The organism is Paenibacillus sp. FSL W8-0186 (assembly GCF_037969765.1).
GTDB classification, from domain to species: Bacteria; Bacillota; Bacilli; order Paenibacillales; family Paenibacillaceae; genus Fontibacillus; species Fontibacillus woosongensis.
Genome location: NZ_CP150207.1, coordinates 1561085 through 1579408, shown reverse-complemented (window position 1 = coordinate 1579408; position 18324 = coordinate 1561085). Strand labels below are relative to the sequence as shown.

At 51.8% G+C, this 18324-nt stretch carries 15 protein-coding genes and 1 riboswitch; of the genes, 6 read left to right on the top strand and 9 right to left on the bottom strand.

The genetic code is table 11. From position 1 onward, the window contains the following. Positions 1-64: 64 nt before the first annotated feature. A riboswitch (TPP riboswitch) is annotated at positions 65-177 on the bottom strand. 155 nt (positions 178-332) lie between these two features. Next, the gene (gene asd, locus MKX50_RS06750) at positions 333-1148 is read left to right on the top strand and encodes an archaetidylserine decarboxylase (protein WP_213589284.1); all 816 of its coding nucleotides are present in this window, start codon (positions 333-335) and stop codon (positions 1146-1148) included. 97 nt (positions 1149-1245) lie between these two features. Here asd and MKX50_RS06745 read toward each other — a convergent pair whose 3' ends face one another. From MKX50_RS06745 to MKX50_RS06730, 4 genes are all read right to left on the bottom strand, one after another. Further along, the gene (locus MKX50_RS06745) at positions 1246-2142 is read right to left on the bottom strand and encodes a DUF4097 family beta strand repeat-containing protein (protein WP_213589286.1); all 897 of its coding nucleotides are present in this window, start codon (positions 2140-2142) and stop codon (positions 1246-1248) included. Positions 2143-2399: 257 nt separating this feature from the next. Next, positions 2400-5939: a glycosyl hydrolase 53 family protein gene (locus MKX50_RS06740; protein WP_339158887.1), complete on the bottom strand. Its 3540-nt coding sequence runs from the start codon at positions 5937-5939 to the stop codon at positions 2400-2402. A 469-nt stretch (positions 5940-6408) separates the two neighbouring features. Next, positions 6409-7194 carry an AraC family transcriptional regulator gene (locus tag MKX50_RS06735; protein ID WP_213589289.1) on the bottom strand — a complete coding sequence of 262 codons (786 nt, stop codon included), beginning with the start codon at positions 7192-7194 and terminating at the stop codon, positions 6409-6411. 59 nt (positions 7195-7253) lie between these two features. Continuing rightward, complete coding sequence (locus MKX50_RS06730; RefSeq protein WP_339158884.1) at positions 7254-8714, bottom strand: PLP-dependent aminotransferase family protein; 1461 nt, start codon at positions 8712-8714, stop codon at positions 7254-7256. Between the two features lie 130 nt (positions 8715-8844). On the opposite strand from MKX50_RS06730, the gene MKX50_RS06725 reads away from it, so the two are divergent. The 3 genes from MKX50_RS06725 (at position 8845) to MKX50_RS06715 (ending at position 11093) form a co-directional block, all read left to right on the top strand. Next, positions 8845-9468, top strand: coding sequence for a pyridoxamine 5'-phosphate oxidase family protein (locus MKX50_RS06725; protein WP_339158883.1), 624 nt, complete (start codon positions 8845-8847; stop codon positions 9466-9468). Positions 9469-9569: 101 nt separating this feature from the next. Then, entirely contained in the window at positions 9570-10865 is a 1296-nt protein-coding gene (locus MKX50_RS06720) for an aminotransferase class I/II-fold pyridoxal phosphate-dependent enzyme (protein WP_339158881.1), read from the top strand. Between the two features lie 105 nt (positions 10866-10970). Beyond that, the gene (locus tag MKX50_RS06715) at positions 10971-11093 is read left to right on the top strand and encodes a YjcZ family sporulation protein (protein ID WP_244996333.1); all 123 of its coding nucleotides are present in this window, start codon (positions 10971-10973) and stop codon (positions 11091-11093) included. Between the two features lie 81 nt (positions 11094-11174). On the opposite strand, the gene MKX50_RS06710 is transcribed toward MKX50_RS06715, so the two are convergent. The 5 genes from MKX50_RS06710 to MKX50_RS06690 form a co-directional block, all read right to left on the bottom strand. Continuing rightward, positions 11175-12404: an ABC transporter permease gene (locus MKX50_RS06710; RefSeq protein ID WP_339158879.1), complete on the bottom strand. Its 1230-nt coding sequence runs from the start codon at positions 12402-12404 to the stop codon at positions 11175-11177. Positions 12405-12407: 3 nt separating this feature from the next. Then, positions 12408-13154: an ABC transporter ATP-binding protein gene (locus MKX50_RS06705; RefSeq protein WP_280530400.1), complete on the bottom strand. Its 747-nt coding sequence runs from the start codon at positions 13152-13154 to the stop codon at positions 12408-12410. A 78-nt stretch (positions 13155-13232) separates the two neighbouring features. Further along, positions 13233-14678 carry a DEAD/DEAH box helicase gene (locus tag MKX50_RS06700; RefSeq protein ID WP_339158878.1) on the bottom strand — a complete coding sequence of 482 codons (1446 nt, stop codon included), beginning with the start codon at positions 14676-14678 and terminating at the stop codon, positions 13233-13235. Positions 14679-14811: 133 nt separating this feature from the next. Beyond that, on the bottom strand, positions 14812-15588 hold the full coding sequence (locus tag MKX50_RS06695; RefSeq protein ID WP_213589303.1) for an SDR family oxidoreductase: 777 nt from the start codon (positions 15586-15588) through the stop codon (positions 14812-14814). A gap of 110 nt (positions 15589-15698) precedes the next feature. Next, positions 15699-16160, bottom strand: a complete 462-nt coding sequence (locus MKX50_RS06690) for a chemotaxis protein CheX (protein WP_213589305.1) — start codon at positions 16158-16160, stop codon at positions 15699-15701. A 283-nt stretch (positions 16161-16443) separates the two neighbouring features. Between MKX50_RS06690 and MKX50_RS06685 the strand changes: the two genes are divergently transcribed. After that, a complete protein-coding gene (locus tag MKX50_RS06685) occupies positions 16444-17346 on the top strand; it encodes a LysR family transcriptional regulator (RefSeq protein WP_213589307.1) in 903 nt (300 codons plus the stop codon). A 30-nt stretch (positions 17347-17376) separates the two neighbouring features. Then, positions 17377-18186 carry a histidinol-phosphatase gene (locus MKX50_RS06680; protein ID WP_339158875.1) on the top strand — a complete coding sequence of 270 codons (810 nt, stop codon included), beginning with the start codon at positions 17377-17379 and terminating at the stop codon, positions 18184-18186. The last annotated feature ends 138 nt before the right edge of the window (positions 18187-18324 follow it).

Here is an 18324-nt window from a genome sequence, read left to right as displayed (position 1 = left end):
CTAAACACAACAAAAAAACCGCTGGATATGCTCAGGCGGCTGTATGGGTTCATAGGCACGAAGAAACCTTGAACAACGGATTATCTACGCTGGCATTATCCAGATCAGATTAACGGTCAGCAGCGGATTATACTGCAATCTCAGCCTGATTCCTCTCAAGCTCCCGTATCACTATGCGATTGATTTAACCATACAACAAGAGATGCCGCAGTAGCAAGCTTTATTTAATTATTACAGCATCGTTGTTGATTTCAATTGTATTATATGTCAATATAGTCGGAAGTGGAAAACGGCAGCACCATTGTTCAGCATAGGAATTAGGGGGAACCAATTTGATCGCAAAATGGATGAAATGGATGACGGAGCTTACCTCCCGGAAATGGATCTCCCGGCTGATGGGCCGGTTCTCACACTCGGAAGCAAGCCGGCTTCTTATTCCTGCTTTCGCTAAATCCTATGGCATTCCGCTAGATGAAGCCGAAAAGGACATTAAAGAATACCGGACGCTGAACGAATTTTTCACGCGCAGGCTCAAGCCGGACATGCGCCCGATTCATTCCCTTCCGGAAGGGCTGATCAGCCCCGTCGATGCATTAATTACTGCAATGGGAGAAATTCAAACAGGAACAATTCTTAACGTCAAAGGCCAGGACTACTCTTTGGAAGAGCTGCTTAATTACTCCCCGCGCGCGCAAAGCTACAACCATGGCTTTTTCTTCGTGCTATACCTTAGCCCGACCGACTATCACCGCATTCATGCCCCAATAACGGGAAGCAAGCTGGAGAGCGAGCATATAAAAGGGAAGGTCTATCCCGTCAATGATTTTGGAATGAGAAATATGAGGAAGGTACTCAGCCGCAATGAACGGCTAATCACATATATCTCCCACGACCTCGGAGAAGTTGCCGTAGTCAAAGTCGGGGCCATGAACGTAAGCAGCATTAAATATACGGATCCCGAAGCGAAGCACTGGAACCGGGGAGACGATATGGCTTATTTCGAATTCGGCTCAACCGTCGTCCTGCTGGTCGAGAACGATACATTTGAGCCCCTTCCTGAGCTTGCCCCAGGCTCTAAGGTCAAAATGGGAGAGCCTTTAGGGAGATTTCACACCGCTGGCAAGCGTTCCATGACAGCCCATTCTTGACTTGACGAACCAGCTAGCTGCACTGAAATTTTATACATTTTTCGAGCAGGCCACCCTCTAGTGAGGATGGCCTGCTTAACTATCTTAGGGCTAAAATCTACTCCACCGTAATTGAGCCAACTTGTGTTTGCAGCAACATTTCTCCTCCACCGCCATTGATCTGGCTCGTTCCTTCTGCAGCTCCGGTAATTTTCCCCACGTCGTTCTTAATCACAAGCGTGCATTGCACAGTATCGTCCAGGGCTGCATGGATATTTCCGATCTCTGTCTGGACATGAAGCTGGCCTTGGCCGCTCAATTCAGCTATGCGCATGTCAACGCTGCCCGTAGACGTTGCTACGGAAGATTGACCCGAAATGCGGACATTATCCATTTTAATCTGCCCGACTTCACTGCGGATGCTGTAGCTTCCTTTCAGGTCATGTAACTCAACATTGCCAACCTCAAGCCGGATATCATAGCTCTCTAAGGCTGCCGGCACCTCTATCTCGTAATCGATCATGAAGTCAGAGAACCCATATTTCTTTTCCGCCCATTTCCATAGACTCGAGTCAGGATCATCCTTCGGATGCGTCACGATCCTCAATTGCCCGCCCTTCTCAATCACGGATACCTCCGCTTGCTCCAATATGCGCTGCCTGCTCTCCTGGTGAGTCGATTTCCCAAACCATACCACGGCATGAACGCGTATTTCCTCCCCTTCATAAGTGCTGACTTTCATATTGCCGACCGTATGGTCGACACTAAGCCTTGTCGCCTTGCCCACCTGCTGATACGTAGAGATTTCCCGGAACAACCCTGCCTCCTTGCTCCTTTGCCCCCACTTATCCGCAGCATGGATGACCGATTGCTCCAGCGAACTTGCGGCCTGGACAATCACTTCATCGGATTTATCTTGAATACCGCAACCAGCCAGCATGGCCAGCGTTACTGCCGCCGCCGTCATCGTAATGGAATTCAGCCGGCTTCTGTGTTTATTTCTGATACGACTCATAATCCGCTCCTGCCTCCTATTGTTTTCCTTCTGCACTTTGCTTAAGTTACATTGTGTAAACCGGTTATGTAAGTGAAGAAATTCCCTTATAGGTACTCTCTTAATTGTAACCATTAATTTATTCGGCTCCACAGGCTGAAGACCGGAGTTAATCCCAGACCTGGGGCTAGGATGCGGGCTTCCCCAAGATGATCCGAAGGAATAAGAGACTGGCATCCATGTGGATGCCAGTCTCTTTATGACAATGCTGTATCACGCTATTTCGTTACTAATTTATATATGATTTGCGCTGCTTCGGCCCGGGTCAAGTAGGCTGCCGGAGCAAACTCTCCTTGGCCTCTGCCTTGAATCAGTCCTAGAGCATGAGCCGCATTTACGGAAGCTTGCGCCCACTCGGCGATTTGAACTGCATCTGCAAAGCTTTCCGCAGCTTCCGGCGTGCTCATCGTTCCTCCCTGGAGTGCATAGGCCTTCGTCAGCATTACGGCCATCTCCTGTCTAGTCACCGGCGTATCCGGCTCATAAGTCCGGCGGTCACGTCCCTGGACGAGACCAGCCTTATAAGCCCCTGACAAGGAGGGGTAATACCAGGCGTCCTGGGATACATCCGTGAACACATTCATGGCTCCCCCCTGTTCCAGCTTTAACGCACGCGACAGCATGACAGCGAACTCCGCACGGCTAACCGAACGCTCAGGCTCGAAGGAGCCGCTTGGCATTCCCGCAACGATTTGACGCAGCGCTAGCCCAGACACCGCTTCATGACCCCAGAACGTATCTGGAACATCCGCGAACCGCTTTGTAAACTCTAGTACGGCATATTTGCTGAAGTGGTGAACTGGTGCGCTCAATTCTCCGTTAGCCCAATGTCCGCCTGCAAATTCCAGCTTACCTTCGTCGGAAACATGGAAAATACCAGTTCGTTTGATATGACGGGCCTCATCCAGCTTGATCCGGATTGTCACCGGAGACCGGAAGCTCTTTAGCTCCTTCTCCGTCCCTTCGCCGGTCAGCATGCTTAGCTTGAAGTCGTAAGCCTGACCAAGTAATTTGATCGTAACAGACTCATCTTGCAACGCTCCCCGCTTCAGAGCGGCTTCAAGATCTTGCTGCTCCACAGCCGCAAGCTGCAGCGCAATTTCATAACCTGAAGCTTCGCTGCTCTCGATTAGCTGCTGTAGAACTTCCGCCGGAATATTCAGGGACAAGCTTCCGTTTGTCAGCTCTAACGGGCGCTTGCCAAGGAAAGCTACAGCCTCGTCGGTCAAAATGATCTTGTTCACGTCCTGAGCTACCGTCACCAATCCGGCCCCTGATCCATCGATGGTAATTTGCTCCGGCTTTATCGTCGCTTGACCTGGAGCAGGCTCTGGCTTCACCAATTCCGACTTGCCTCCATCCGTTCTAGAAACCGAAGCAGCTCCGCCTCCATTTCCTGGATTCGCAGGATTCGTTGGGTTCGTTGGATCAGTCGGATCTGTTGGATTCTCCGAAGTCAGAACCAGCTCTATGTCATCGAAATACCCCCAGATGTCCGCCGGTGCTTCGACCTCGAATCCGATTGTCAATGTACCGTCTTTTACTTCAATGTCTTCAATGACATACTGCATCCAATTATTCCATCCCCTATTGACCATGTCCACGCTGCGAATCAGTCCGCGACTATCTTCAGCAAACAGCTTCAGCACCGTTTCCCCGCCGCCTCCGGAAGCCCAGGCTTTCAGCGCATAGGTTCCATTTGGCAGATCGTTGATCGCTTGCGTCAACTTATAGGCATACGGCGAACCGTACCAATAATTGAAGGCATGGCTTCCGGAATGGGCATTCGCGGCGTTTTTCTCCACCTTGCCTGCCGCACTCGTACCGGACAGCTTCCAATGGCTCAGATCGCTGCTCTCAAAGCCGCCATTCTTCACCATATTCTCCTGAGCCAGCACCGTAACATCAATTTTGGCCTGTTGCTGCATGCCAGCTATCGTACCATAAACCGTAAATGTTCCCGGCGTTTGCAGCTGCGCTTCCGCAATGCTGTCCCATGTTACGCTTTTCTGTAAAATCGATCCCTCGTTATACAGCACCTTCACTGTCGACGGAAGCACTGGGGCAGCTCCCTTGGATACTGTAATCTTATCGGCGGGATAAACCAGAATCGGAAGAACATCAGTGATGCTTCCAGGCATGAATTGAAATACGTTCAGCGAATCCAGGGCATTGCCGTTATAGTCGAACATAGCTTGATTCTCCCAGGCATTGCCCTCTCCCGATTTCCAGCCTACCCCTGGCAGCCAGGCCGGTTCCCAATAAAAGACACCAAGTCCCTGATGATCCCTTACACTCGCTACCGTATTGAATACCGTTTCGATGACGAGTTTTTGATTCTCCACCGTGGCAGGGAAACCGGCGATATCCGTCTCACTCCGGTTAACGATATTGCCGTGGTTATCCCCGTTCTCATAGGTATAAGCATAAGCCGTCTCTACGACAACAACCTGCTTGCCATATCTTGCTACCAGGTCATCGAGATTGCTCTTTAAATCCTGGAAAGTCCCGTGCCAGTATGGATAATAGGACAAGCCAATAATATCGAAATCTACGCCGTGGGCCTTGATTTGATCAAAGAAGCTGCGGAATTTGCTGTTGCTTCCGCCTTCGGCAAGATGAAGCATGATTTGGGTCTCATGGTTTACGGGCGTCGTATCACGCACGGCTTGAATTCCTTGCTTCAACAGCTCGGCCAGATTGTCGAATCTGCTGGTCGACCCGTCAGGCAGCAGCATTCCGCTATTGATCTCGTTGCCGACTTGCACCATATCCGGATAAGCATTTACTGCCTCAAGCTCCGACAATACCTCCGCAGTGTAGTCATAGACCGCCTGCTTCAAATCCGCGAAGCTGTAGCTTTGCCAGGCAGCCGGTTTTACCTGCTGGCCCGGATCCGCCCAAAAATCGGAATAATGAAAATCCACAAGCAGCTTCATTCCCGCCGCCTTGACCCGCTGCGCCATCGCTACGGTATGCGCCTTGTCATTGTACCCGTCCGCCTGAACGGGATCGTTCCAGACGCGCAGACGAACGTAGTTGACACCATGATTTTTCAAAATCTCCAGCAGATCCTTCTCTACTCCGCCTTCATAATATTTGACCCCGATATCCTCTAACGCCTGCAGCGTAGAAATATCCACGCCTTTAATGAAATCATTCGGGTCAAACGGCTGGCCCTGTACCACCTTTACCAGTTTGATATCGTCAAAATATCCCCAATAGTCAGCCGGAGCGGCTACATCAAAACCGAAGGTTATTTCCCCTCCGGCAACCTCGATATTCTGAACGATGTACTGAGTCCAATTGTTCCAGCCGGTATTGACGATAGCCGTACTTTGAACAGAGGGGTTGCCACCAGCGTCTTTCGTTTCAGCGAACAGACGCAAATCCGCGGCTCCATTTTCTCCCGAAGCCCACGCCCTCAGTTCATAGGTTCCGTCCTCCAGCCCGCCGATCGTTTGCGACAAACGGAGCTCATACCCGTGAGCGTCATACCAGTAATTAAAAGCATGGTTTCCGGTATGGGCATCGCCGGAACTGTTCTTTACCAAAGCCGCGTAAGTGGCTCCGGTTACTGTCCAGCCCGTAAGGTCGCCGCTTTCGAACCCTGGATTGTCTATCGAAACTTCCACAGATGCCGCGCTTGCCCCCGCTGCTTCAGCCGTCTTTGCATCCGAGCTGAACACGCCTGGCAGCACCAGCAGCACAATCAAGAAAATGATGAACGGCTTTTGAATCCTTGGCATTGTCCTCATTGTTTTCCTGCCTCCCTGTACTTTATGTAGTTGCATTGAACATAAAACGATCCGTGCCATGTTACCCGATGATCGTCTATGCCTTTATTGTAGTAGGATTAAATTTGGACGAGGATTCAGTTCGCCAACAAAATATAATACTATTTCTACGATATTAAGTTTATTTCTACCGAGAACTTGACACGTCCGCTTGCGAAATATAAAAAAGCAGCCGGCTTCCGCAAGCCGCTGCTTCTATGATCAAGGTTATACTCAGCTATAATAATCAGAACCAATGATATCCTTCATGACCGGATACCCGGATTCGACGTATGCGATTTCGAAAAATGTTGCCGCCAGCCGCCAAACACTGACGGCTGCGAATCCGCCGTCTTTGTCCCATTAAGAATCACCTCCTTCTAGCCGCAAAGCTAAAATGATTTACCCGAAACGGAGGCAGTTGAAACACATTCCCTTTTTAATTTTTCCCTTACCTGATTTCAGAAGGGCTTTTTCCGGTATGCTGCTTGAATTGGCGGCTAAAGAAAAAGATATCTTTATATCCTAGCGCATCAGCCACCTCGGTGACATTCATCCCCGCATGCAGCAGCAGGTGCTGGGCCCGGTCGATTCTTGATTTAATGATGTAGGCCTGAACCGGCATGCCGATCAGCTCCTTGAATTTCATGGAAAAGTATCTTGGCGAGAGCCCGGCGCGTGCTGACAAGCTTTCTACTTTATGCGGCAGGCCCGGGTGCTGCACAACGTAATTGGCGGCCTCCAGAATGATTTCGGCCAGCTGATTGCTGACCTTTTTCTCTACGGGAACATATCGCTCCTCGCGCAACAAATGAATCAGCAGCTGCTTGAGAATCAGCTGGGCCTCTTGCTCGAAGGCGTACGCTTTAAGCAGGAAAAGGCGCACATAACGCGACAGCAAGTATTCAAAATCTAGCGTATCCTCAAGCTTGCGGTAAGGATTCGGCACCTCAGTAACGGGCTCGCTCAGGTCAAAATGAATATAGGTCAACACTAGCGGGCGCTGCGGATTATGGGTAGCGTAGGTGCGGTCGCCGCGCCGGAATAAAAAACAGCTTCCTTTGGCGACGGGGATCGGCTGGTCATTCAATGTGACCGTACCTTCTCCGCTCCATACATAGAATAAATCGTAATTTGCAAGCGGCTTATCCCGCTTATGCCATTTCCAGCCCGGCTCGCAGACGATTTTGGCAAAAGCCGGCTTCAATATAATCGAGGATGGTGATACGTGGAGCATGTCCTTTCCCTCCTGAGTCAGAATATCCCTACAGGCCATTTCTAACTATATTATATCGCTTACTTGCGCCTGCTTAAAATAACTTTCCACACATCCGCCATTCGCCGGATTCCTTCCTTCATCTGCTCTTGATCCAGGTGAGCGAAGCTGAAGCAGGCCGCAGGAGCTCCCGGTGCCCATTGGTAATCGGCAGTATCCCGGAATTGCACGCCGCCCGCGATCGCCGCTTCGCGAAACAGCTCGTAATCCTCCGCCAGGCCGCGCCAGCGCGCGTAAATGTGCAGGCCTGCATCCGAGGGTTGGAGCTCAAACAGCTCCCCGGCGTGCTTTTGCATCAGCGCCCGGAACCATTCATGCTTCTCCCCATAGTAGCGGCGCATCCTCCGGAGATGGCGGGCATACTCGCCGCGCCGCATGAAGCGGGCCAGCGCGCGCTGCTCCAGCCTCGCTGGCGATACCGGCTCGTACAGCGCCTTGGCGCGGATTACCGGCTGGACGAGGCTGGGCGGCAGTACAGCGTAGCCGATGCGCAGCGCGGCGAACATCGTCTTGGAGAAGGAGCCGACGTACACGACCCGTTCCTCGCGGTCGAGTGCCTTCAGCGGCTCCAGCGGGCGGCCCGCGAAGCGAAACTCGCTGTCATAATCATCTTCGATGATGACAGCGTTCCGCCGCGCCGCCCACGCGAGCAGTTCCCGGCGCCGCGCCGGGGACAGCACTGCGCCGGTCGGGAACTGCCGACCCGGCGTCACAAACAGCAGCCGCGCGTCCCAATCGCGCGGCACGATGCCTTCGCCGTCCACCGGTGCGGGGACGGCGATGCCTCCGCAGGCGGCGACGGCTCTGGAGATCCCCGTGTAGCACGGGTTCTCCAGTACCGCCGGCTCGCCCTGATCCAGCAGAAGCTGGGTCAGGAGCGCAAGCGCCTGCATGGAGCCATTGAACAGGCAGATGTGCTCCGCATCTGCCGCAATGCCGCGGCTGCGCCGCAGATGAGCCGCGATCGCCTCGCGCAGCTCGATATCGCCAGCCGCATCCTCGAGCATCAGAGCGGAGGCATCGAGCTCTTCCCGGACCGCGGCGGCAATCGCACTCTTCCACTCGGCAAGCGGAAATAGATCCAGGGAGGGGCCGGTGTCGGTAAATGAGATCATGCCGCCCATATCTGGGCACGTCTTTTTCATCCCAGACAGCGGGCCCGTTAGAGTACGTCCCCATGCCGACAGTTCGATCTCCGCGCCTCTGCGCGGCTCCTCCGCTAACTGGGGAGCCGCACCGGACACATATGTGCCGCTCCCCGCAGCTGACCGAATATAACCGTCGCCATGCAGCATATCGTAGGCCTGGTAGACACTGCCCCGGGATACGCCGTAAAACGCGGCTAATTCACGCGTAGAGGGAAGGCGGGTACCCTCGGGAAGGGTGCCTTCGTGAATGGCCTCGCGCAGCGCATGATAAAGCGCCAAATATTTATAGCGATACAGCTTGCTGTGCTTCTCCATCGGTAAAATAAAATCCACAGCTAACAACCTCTCTCCGTAAAGTGGACCAATAATTTTAATGTAAATTGGTTCTTTTTTATTGTCAATCGAGCCGCTAAACTAAGTTGAAACTGCTAATAGACAATAGTATGGAGGGAAAATGGGACTGATGAGAAGAAAAGAATTTTCGATGAGCGAAAACAAGCAGGAAATTGCCGAATTCCTGCGGGAGATGAGCTTCGGCTTTCTTGGAACCGTAGGCAGCGACGGCGCTTGCCGGGTTACACCTTTGAATTTTGTATATGGGGACGGCTATTTTTATTTCCACGGCAGTCTCGCCGGGGAGAAAATGAAGCATTTAAAGGCAAATCCGCAAGTCAGCTTCACGGTAGCCAAGGAATATGCGATTATTCCATCCTACTTCACTGATCCGCTGCTGGCTTGTCCAGCCTCTGCCTATTTCAAAAGTGTCATGGTTCGGGGGCATGCCGAAGCCGTAAGCGATTTGCGGGAGAAGGCTGATGCCTTCACGCTGTTCATGAAGAAGCTTCAGCCGGAAGGCGGATACAATCCTATCGATCCGGAAGATCCGAAGTACGCCGGGCAATTGAAGGCGGTCGCATTGTTTCGTATCGTCCCGGAGGAGATCAGCGCCAAATTCAAGTTCGGACAAAACCTGAATGACCATAAATTCGAGGATGTTCTTCAAGGGCTTCAGAAGAGAGGCGGGGAGTTAGACAAGGAGACCGTAGAGCTGATGCATAAATACTGTCCTCATCATGCCGGGAGCTAAGATGAAATCCATCGACTCTATACAGTCAAAGTGATATAATGTTAGGCAGTAAATTCGGAAGCTAACCATTATATCAAACTGATCGGAAGGATGATTACGCAATGAATCCACTTGCGGAGCAGTTGAACGAAAGTCTTAAAGCAGGTAACGCCCATTTATACGATATGTTGTCCACGCTGGGCAAGGAGATTTATTTTCCGAAGGAAGGAATACTCAGCCAATCTGCGGAAGCCTCCAGCCTTGCAAAGAAGTTCAATGCCACGATCGGAATTGCCACGGAGAACGGCGGCCCGATGCATCTTGCTGTCATTCAGGACAACTTGTCCGCCTATAAGCCGCAGGATTTGTACCCCTACGCTCCCCCTGCCGGCAAACCCGAGCTTAGGAGCGTCTGGCGCGAGAAGATGATCCGCGAGAATCCTTCCCTTGACGGTAAAAGCTTCGGCAACCCCGTAGTAACCAATGCGTTGACGCATGGGCTCAGCATCGTTGCGGACCTGTTCGTTGACGAGGGGGACGCCGTGATTTATCCGGACAAAAATTGGGAGAACTATGAGCTGACTTTCGGCATCCGCCGTCATGCTGACATCGTGAACTATCCACTGTTCACGGACGATATGAAATTCAACAGCGAGGGTCTCCGCGAGTCTCTTCTTGCGCAAAAAGACAAAGGCAAAGCCGTTGTTGTTCTTAATTTCCCGAACAATCCGACCGGCTACACGCCAGGTGCCAAAGAAGGAGAGCAGATTGTAGCCGCCATCCTGGAAGCAGCGGAAGCGGGCATCAACGTCGTGGTCGTTACGGATGACGCCTATTTCGGGCTATTTTTTGAGGACTCCCTGTCCGAATCCCTTTTCGGCAAGCTCGCTGGACTCCACCCGCGCATTTTACCGGTAAAAGTGGACGGCGCCACCAAAGAGGAATACGTCTGGGGATTCCGTGTTGGCTTCATCACCTTTGCAGCAGAGAGCAAGGAGGTTCTTGCGGCTCTGGAACAGAAAACGCTCGGCATTATCCGCGCCACCGTCTCGAGCTGCTCTCACCCGTCGCAAACATTTATCCTTCATGCGCTGAAGTCGCCGGAATTCGAAGGGCAGAAGGAAGAGAAGTTCCATATTATGAAAGGCCGGGCCAACAAGGTAAAATCCCTGCTCGACAGCGAAAAGTACGCTGATGTGTGGGAATACTACCCGTTCAACTCGGGCTACTTCATGTGTCTTAAGCTGAAGGGAGTTCAAGCGGAGGAGGTTCGTCAACGCTTGCTTCAGGAATATGGCGTCGGAACCATCGCCCTTGGCGATCACGATCTGCGCGTCGCCTTCTCCTGCATTGCCGAAGAGAATCTGGAAGAGCTGTTCGACATCATTTACAAAGCCGTACTGGACTTGAAAGGCTAATATCGTGCTCTGAAATCTGCGCAATCGCCCAAGCATGCTAAGCCCCCCTGACATACAATACGATGTAGACATTTACATCATGTCATTATGGAAAGGGGAATGTATATGAGCGACGGAATAAGAGGCGGTTGTGGCAGCTGTGGCGGGTTTGGATTTGGAACCAGCACAGGCGTGATCCTCGTACTATTTATTTTGTTAGTCATTGTGAGCCGTGCCTTTGTTATTTGATCCACGACTCTTTGAATGGAATACAGAACGCCCTGCAGCTGCAGGGCGTTTTGATGTTAAGCGAAACCTATTTAATTGCTTCTATTCATCCTCTTCCAGGCTGCTCCATTTACGGGTCCAGTTCGCGCGGAGCAGCAGCACAAGCAGCATGCCTGCGGCCAGTCCGCCTAAGGTAATCAGCAGATTTGAACCGGAGCCTGCCGCAGCCGCCAGCAGAGGCAGCCATAAAATAACCGCCAGAACAAACAGCAGCCGCGTAATGAGCCGCAGCACTTCCTTCATCCTTACCCCTTGCATAATCGGATAATAGGAAGCAGCCGGAGAATCCCGGTGGACATAGCGAAGCGCGGAAAGCTGTGTGCCAATAATAAAAATAAAGAACAGGTAAACCGCTGCCCCAATCCAGGAGTGTCCCGTCCAATATACGATCAGCAGCCCCAGCAGCGTTAAACGGGTGACGATGCCCAGCAGTTCACTTCTGACAAAAGTCTTCGTCAGCAAATAACGATACGAGGTTCCCGGCTTCCAAGGAATCCGGTTCCCCGCCATTGAAAGCCAGCGGCGGCGAACGACCTTCTGTCCTTCCGCCGGTATCTCCACAAACCAGCCGAGAATCATCATCGTCCGGGCTGCTCCCGCCTTCTCGTTAGCAATCAAGTTCTCCCAAGGGACAGCATGCTTCATCGGAAAACGCAGGGCAAGAACGTAATTCGCGCCCAGCAGCAGCATGAACAGCAGGCTCTTCCACCAATCCGGCAGCCAGATCCACGCCGCAAGCATCAGCAGAATAAAGCACCAGCGGAGCAGACGATAGCCCATTCTGGCCCGGGACGTCGAAATTCGAATCTCCTGCCAGGCTCCGTAGGCGCTTAGCACCTTCAGGAGCAGCAGAACGAGCAGCAGTGCCCATAACGGAACGGCAGCTGCCCCGCTTCTGGCATACATCGGCCATGCCGTAACGGCAATCAGGAAGAGTCCGAGCAGCTTGTAAATTACCCCGCTAAAATACGCCGGAGACAAGTATTGCTGCATTTTCGATTCCTGCGGCAGCAGGAAAACGACATCCGCCGGCTGTACATAGGTTCGAAACCCGGAATATACTGTCAGCGGCCCAAGCAGAAGCAGCATAATCCAGCGGACGGGCAAATCCGGAGGCAGCGCCTGAAGGAATGATGTGTACCATGCCGAGAATACAATGCACAATATGAGGAGCACGACCGCGACTCCACTTTGAAATACATAAGGCAGGTAAGGGATGATCTGACCCCAGAACGTTGATTTGCGCCGGCTGCGCAGCGCCCTCAGTTCCATCTCTTACTCCCCATCCTTGACCAAGGCATAGAACATGTTCTCAAGCGTTGCGCCCGGCATCTGGACCTGCTCGGCGATTTCATTCAGGGTCCCTTGGGCGATGACTCTGCCTTTGTGAAGTACGATAAACCGGTCGCAATAGTTTTCAATCGTTGATAAAATATGCGAGCTGAGCAGAATCGAAGACCCGCTCTCTTTCATCTCCATCATGAAATCCAGCAGGGAGCGGATGCCCAGCGGATCCAGTCCCAAAAACGGCTCATCAATAATGTAGAGCGGAGGCCGGGCGACGAAAGCGCACATGATCATGACCTTCTGCTTCATACCTTTGGATAGGTGCATCGACAGGCTGTCCGCCTTCTCCTCCATATGGAAGAGCTTGAGCAGCCGCTGTGATCGCTCCTCATAATCCTTCTGCTCCACATTGTAGGCTCTGGCCGCGAACTCCAAATGCTCTCTTACCGTCAGCTCTTCATACAACAGGGGCGACTCTGGCACAAAAGCCAAAGAGGATTGATAAGCCTCTGGCTCCTCGCTGCGCGTCTTGCCTTGAACGACGACGCCGCCCTGATGAGGCGTCATCAATCCCAAAATATGCTTCATCGTCGTGCTTTTGCCCGCACCGTTCAGCCCGATCAGGCCGACCATCTCACCAGGCTGCACATCAAATTGAATGTCGTGCAGCACAGGACGACCGATGCTATAGCCCCCGCTTAGTTCTTCTACCTGCAAAACGGGCGTTTCACTCACAACCGTTCCCCCCATTCCTCAATTCTTAACGCCTAATGCTTAATGCTTCCTTTTTCTTTAATACTGTTTGCTTGATTCCTATTCTTTGTTCCGCTTCTCTTTCAGCCACCGGGGAGCGCCTTTGTTCTTGCGGTCCTGTTCCCGGTCATTTTTTCTCCCGCCATTCGTGCGGTTTCCTTTTACCGCTCCTGTGCCGGCCCGTTTTGCCCCCCCGGTGCTGCCGGAGGCATTCCCGGATACAACCTCTCTCCCCTCGGCTGCTCGTACAGCAGGCGTTCGTTTGGCAGTCCCCTCCTTGGCACCGCTATGTTTAGCGGTACCTTGTCCGGATAAGCCTGAAACCCGGCCTTTCCCTGGAGTCGCCTTGCTTCGCCCGCTGGAGGATGCATTCGGCTCAATGACTTTGCCTGCATACATTTCCCGAGCGGAAATCGTAATTCTCAGTTCCCTCGCAAATTTGCGAATAATGAACTCTTCTTTAGGTGAAATGATTGATACGGCCAGCCCCTTGTGCCCCATCCGGCCCGTTCGGCCAACGCGGTGCACATAATGCTCCGTGTCCGGCGGAGGGTCAAGATTGACAACAAGTTCAAGCTCTTCGATATCCAGTCCGCGGGCTGCAATATCGCTGGCGATAAGAACGCGGATTTTCCCTTCGCGGAAACGGCGCAGCGTTGCGGCCCGAACCGTTTTGTCGGCATCCCCGTACAATGCTCCGGCGTTAAGGCCGACGTAATTGATCTTTGCCTCGACTTCAGCAATATTATCCGTATGATTAATGAACACGATCGTCCGGGACGGATCATAATGCCGGATGATTCGGCGCAGCATATCGATTTTATCGCGTTCCTCCGTCAGAAAATAAATATGCTCCAGGCTTTTGGCGGTACGCTGCTCGGGTTCGATACCGATCTCTACGGGGTCCGTCATCTCCTTTCCGGCCAGATTCCTGATTTCTCCATTGATCGTAGCCGACAGGAACATCAACTGCCGTTCCCTCAGCGTCCCCCGCAAAATATGCTCCACATCAGCTGTCCCGCCAAGCTGGAACATTTGATCCACTTCATCGACAACAACCATGCGCACCGTATGCAATTTCAGCTTGCGCAAAGCCAAGATCTCGCGGATTCGTCCCGGCGTTCCGACTACAAGCTGCGGATGCTGCTTCAGCCGCTCCAGCTGACGTTTGATCGCCGCTCCGCCGATCAGGGCTTGGACACCTACGCCCAGCGTCTCGCCATATTTCTCGGCTTCACGGTAAATTTGCATCGCCAGCTCCTGGGTCGGCGCCAGCACGATTCCCTGCAGCGTCTTCTCCGCAGTATTCATCTTTTGCAGCACCGGCAGCAAATAAGCCAGCGTCTTTCCCGTTCCTGTCTGTGACTGGGCCAGCACATCACGGCCGCTCAGCGCTGCAGGAATACTCTCCGCCTGTACTGGCGACGGCTCGTTAATGCCGTATTCCGCCAATCTGGACAGCAGCGGCTCCTCGATACCTAATCCAGCAAAACTTGTCGTATTCATCTCTGTTCATCCTCACGTAAAAGTCATATCTTTCATTATATGCGATAACAGCAAATCCCACCAAATTCGCCATGATTTTTATTCCAGGACCGCAAGCCTTAAAAAAACCGGCTGAATCCAGCCGGTCCAATTTCTATTTCTTATTTAACATCCGGTAGCTCAGCCTATCCGCAAGACGTGGAAACAACTGATAAAACTTCGCGCCCGCTCCGAAAGCCCATGGCATATTCACTTCCACCGGCCCTTTCTCCACGGCAGCGACAATCGCTCTCGCGACCCGTTCCGGCTTCAGCATGAGCCCTTTCACGTTATTCACATAATGACCGGTAGGATCAGCCAAATCAAAAAACGGAGTGTCGATCGGCCCTGGATTGATTGTTGTTACTTTTATGCCATATTCCCGGACCTCCTGACGAAGCGCGCTGCTGAAGCCCAGGACGGCATGCTTCGTGGCCGCATAGGCCGTCGATTTCGCTGTGCCCAGCTTGCCCGCAAGGGAAGCGACGTTGACGATCCGTCCGGCACGGGCCTGCTTCATATAAGGAAGAACAGCCTTGGTGCATCTTACAACCCCCATGTAATTTACGTTCATCATGGCGGAAAATTCTGCAAGCGGCATTTCGTCGCAATATGTAAATTTGCCGTAGCCGGCATTGTTCAATAAGCAGTCCACCCGGCCATACTGTGCGAAAATTTCTTGAAAACCGTCAGCCACGGACAGGTCGTCTCCTACATCCATCGTCAGCAGCTTGAAAGGGCCTCGAAGCTCCGCTCCGATCTTCTCCAGCTTATCGGCCGAGCGAGCTGCCAGGATGACGTCCGCACCCCGCTCCGACAGCATTCTGGCCGTCAATGCTCCTATTCCGCTTGAAGCTCCCGTAACGACAACGACCTGATTTTGTAACGACATGGTTATCGTCCTCTCTCTTCTAAAAAGATTGCCCGGACAGAAATAAAGAACCAGCATCCAAAAACGCAATTTCAGAGCTAGTTCCCGGTTCCGTAAATGCTATTCTTATTCTAAGAGATCATGACTTGAATATCCAGTTCTCCTATGCCATCCATCAGCAGTGGGATACATAAAGCTTTGCGAGGGGTTGCGTCATTCATGGCTGTGTCGGTCTTGATGACTTGGGGAGGAGTGATGTCGACGGCGTAGCCTTGGTTTGATAAAATCGTGCTGGCATTTCCACTGATCATGTTGCCAAGCTCTGAAATCGCACTTTGACCCATTTCGTCCATTTCAGTAAGTACAAATCCGCCCATCATGGCCGAGACGATCCGCAAAGCGACTGTCTCTTGGAGGCCGAACACGACCATGCCGCTGTAGTGCCCGGTCATGCCGATTTGTATCCATATATGGTCATGCTTCGGAATAATGTCCTTGACTCCAAGATTTCCCGTAGAAGGTGAAACCTGAATAACCTGCTCAATAACCGACCGTGCGGATTCCAGAAAAGGATTTATCACTTCCGCTTTCACTATTTATGCGCCCCTTTACACTTGGAAGTAATTAATTCATTACAAAAGTCCCGTTTTTTCACTTGTACAACATTATACTTTATTCCTACCAATAAGTCATTAAAAATCGAATAATGCAATTTGTTGGGTTATACATTTTTATCCTCTCAGCCGACGCTTTCCAGTAGGGGCCATGCCTTGCATTGCGTTATGAAGGGATCATCCCCTATAATTAATGAAATGAACATGTTCGCCATCGTGGCATCAAAATAAGCTGGCAAACAGCTGCGAAAGGAGAGTTCGGATGAACATAAGCCAACTGGAAACGCTGCTTATGATTTCCAAGACCAAAAGTTTTCGCAAGGCGGGGGAAATGCTCAACCTGACTCAACCCGCAGTTTCCGCGCAAATCAAAAGCCTGGAGGACGAGTTCAATACAGTGCTTGTCGACCGCAATCAGCCTGTGAAATTGACCGATCGCGGACAGGTATTTCTGGAGCGTGCCGAGGCTATCCTTGATATTGTCGAAGAGCTGAAGCAGAAGCTGTCCGATATGGAGCACATCCCGCAGGGACATATCGTGCTAGGCACGACCACTTCAATCGCCATACAAATTTTGCCGCGGATTCTATCCTATTTCCAAGATCAATTTCCTCTGATCAAAACGACGATTCAATCTATGCCCTCCTCGCAAATTTATCAAAATGTCGAGCAAGGTCTCGTTGATATCGGCATCGGCTATTTGATCGAGAATAATCCACAGGTTCATGCGTCCGTACTGTATTACGATACGTTCGCTCTCGTCGTATCTCCGCTTCACCCTTTGGCTCAGGCGAAATTCCCCACGCTGGACATGCTGAAAGAGGTTCCCATGATCATGCTGTCTCCAGATACCGTAGGCAGACGCTTCGTCGACGAGGTCTTCCGCAAGCATGCCATAGAGCCTGAAATCGTCGTGGAGCTGTCGAGCAGCGAGGAAGTGAAGCGAATGGTGGAAATCAATTTGGGCGCGGCGATCATTTCCAAGCAATCCGTGATGCGGGAGCTCCGCCAGGGTTCACTGTTCAACGTCCCCATCCCCGAGCTGGAAACGAGCCATCCTGTCGGCGTCATTTATAAATCAGGCCGATATATCAATTCGGCAATGCAGCAATTCCTAGGCGATTTAAAAGGTATGCCTGAAACCCATTTCATCGGTTCCGAGTAACCTATTCTAATCTAAAAAAGGAGCATCAGCATGAAATTCGATCTGCACACCCACCACTTCCGCTGCGGACATGCCGACGGCAACATCCGCGATTACATCGAGGCTGGAATCAAAGAGGGACTGTCCGTTATCGGCATCAGCGATCACACTCCGTATTTTGGCAGTCCGGAGGAGCAGCCATTCCCGAAGATTGCAATGGCGAAGCAGGAGCTTAGTAATTACGTCGAGGAAGTCCTTCAGCTAAAACGCGAATACGAAGGAAAAATCGACGTTCTGCTCGGAATCGAATCTGATTTTTTCCCCGAGCATGCCGAAATCTACCGCCAAACGCTGGCGAAGTATCCGTTCGATTATGTCATCGGGTCGGTTCATAGTGTCGGCAACGTCAGCATTTTCAACAAAAATCGCTGGAAGAAGCTCAATGAGAAGCAGCGCATCGCCGACAAAGAGGCCTATTACACCTTAATTCGGGAATCGGCCCGCAGCGGCATGTTCCAGATTCTCGGCCATATTGATGCCATGAAGGGCAACTATCCTGCGTTCTCGGACATTCCTGCAGCCGAAGCGATCGATGAGACGCTTAAGGTCATTGCCGAGGAGGGCGTTGCCATAGAGATCAACACCTCTGGCAAGACGAAGCTGTCCGGAGGCTGGTACCCCTCGGATTCCATTCTGGAGAGAGCATTGCATTTCGGGGTCGAAGTCACCTTCGGATCAGATGCCCATGTGCCTTCCCGCGTAGCCGATGAGCTGGAGCTCGTTGCCGCCCGCCTCAAGGAAATTGGCTTCACCGAATGGGTATATTACAAAAACAAAACCAAACAAACCGTTCCACTGTAAATTTGTTCTAAAGGCAAAAAAAGAGAACCCATACGAACGGCGTTGGGTTCCAAAGACAAATATATTCAAAAGGGGGTCATGTATTAAGTGTACCCCCTTACTGTTAGAGAACGATCACAGTAATATTTCATTTATGTA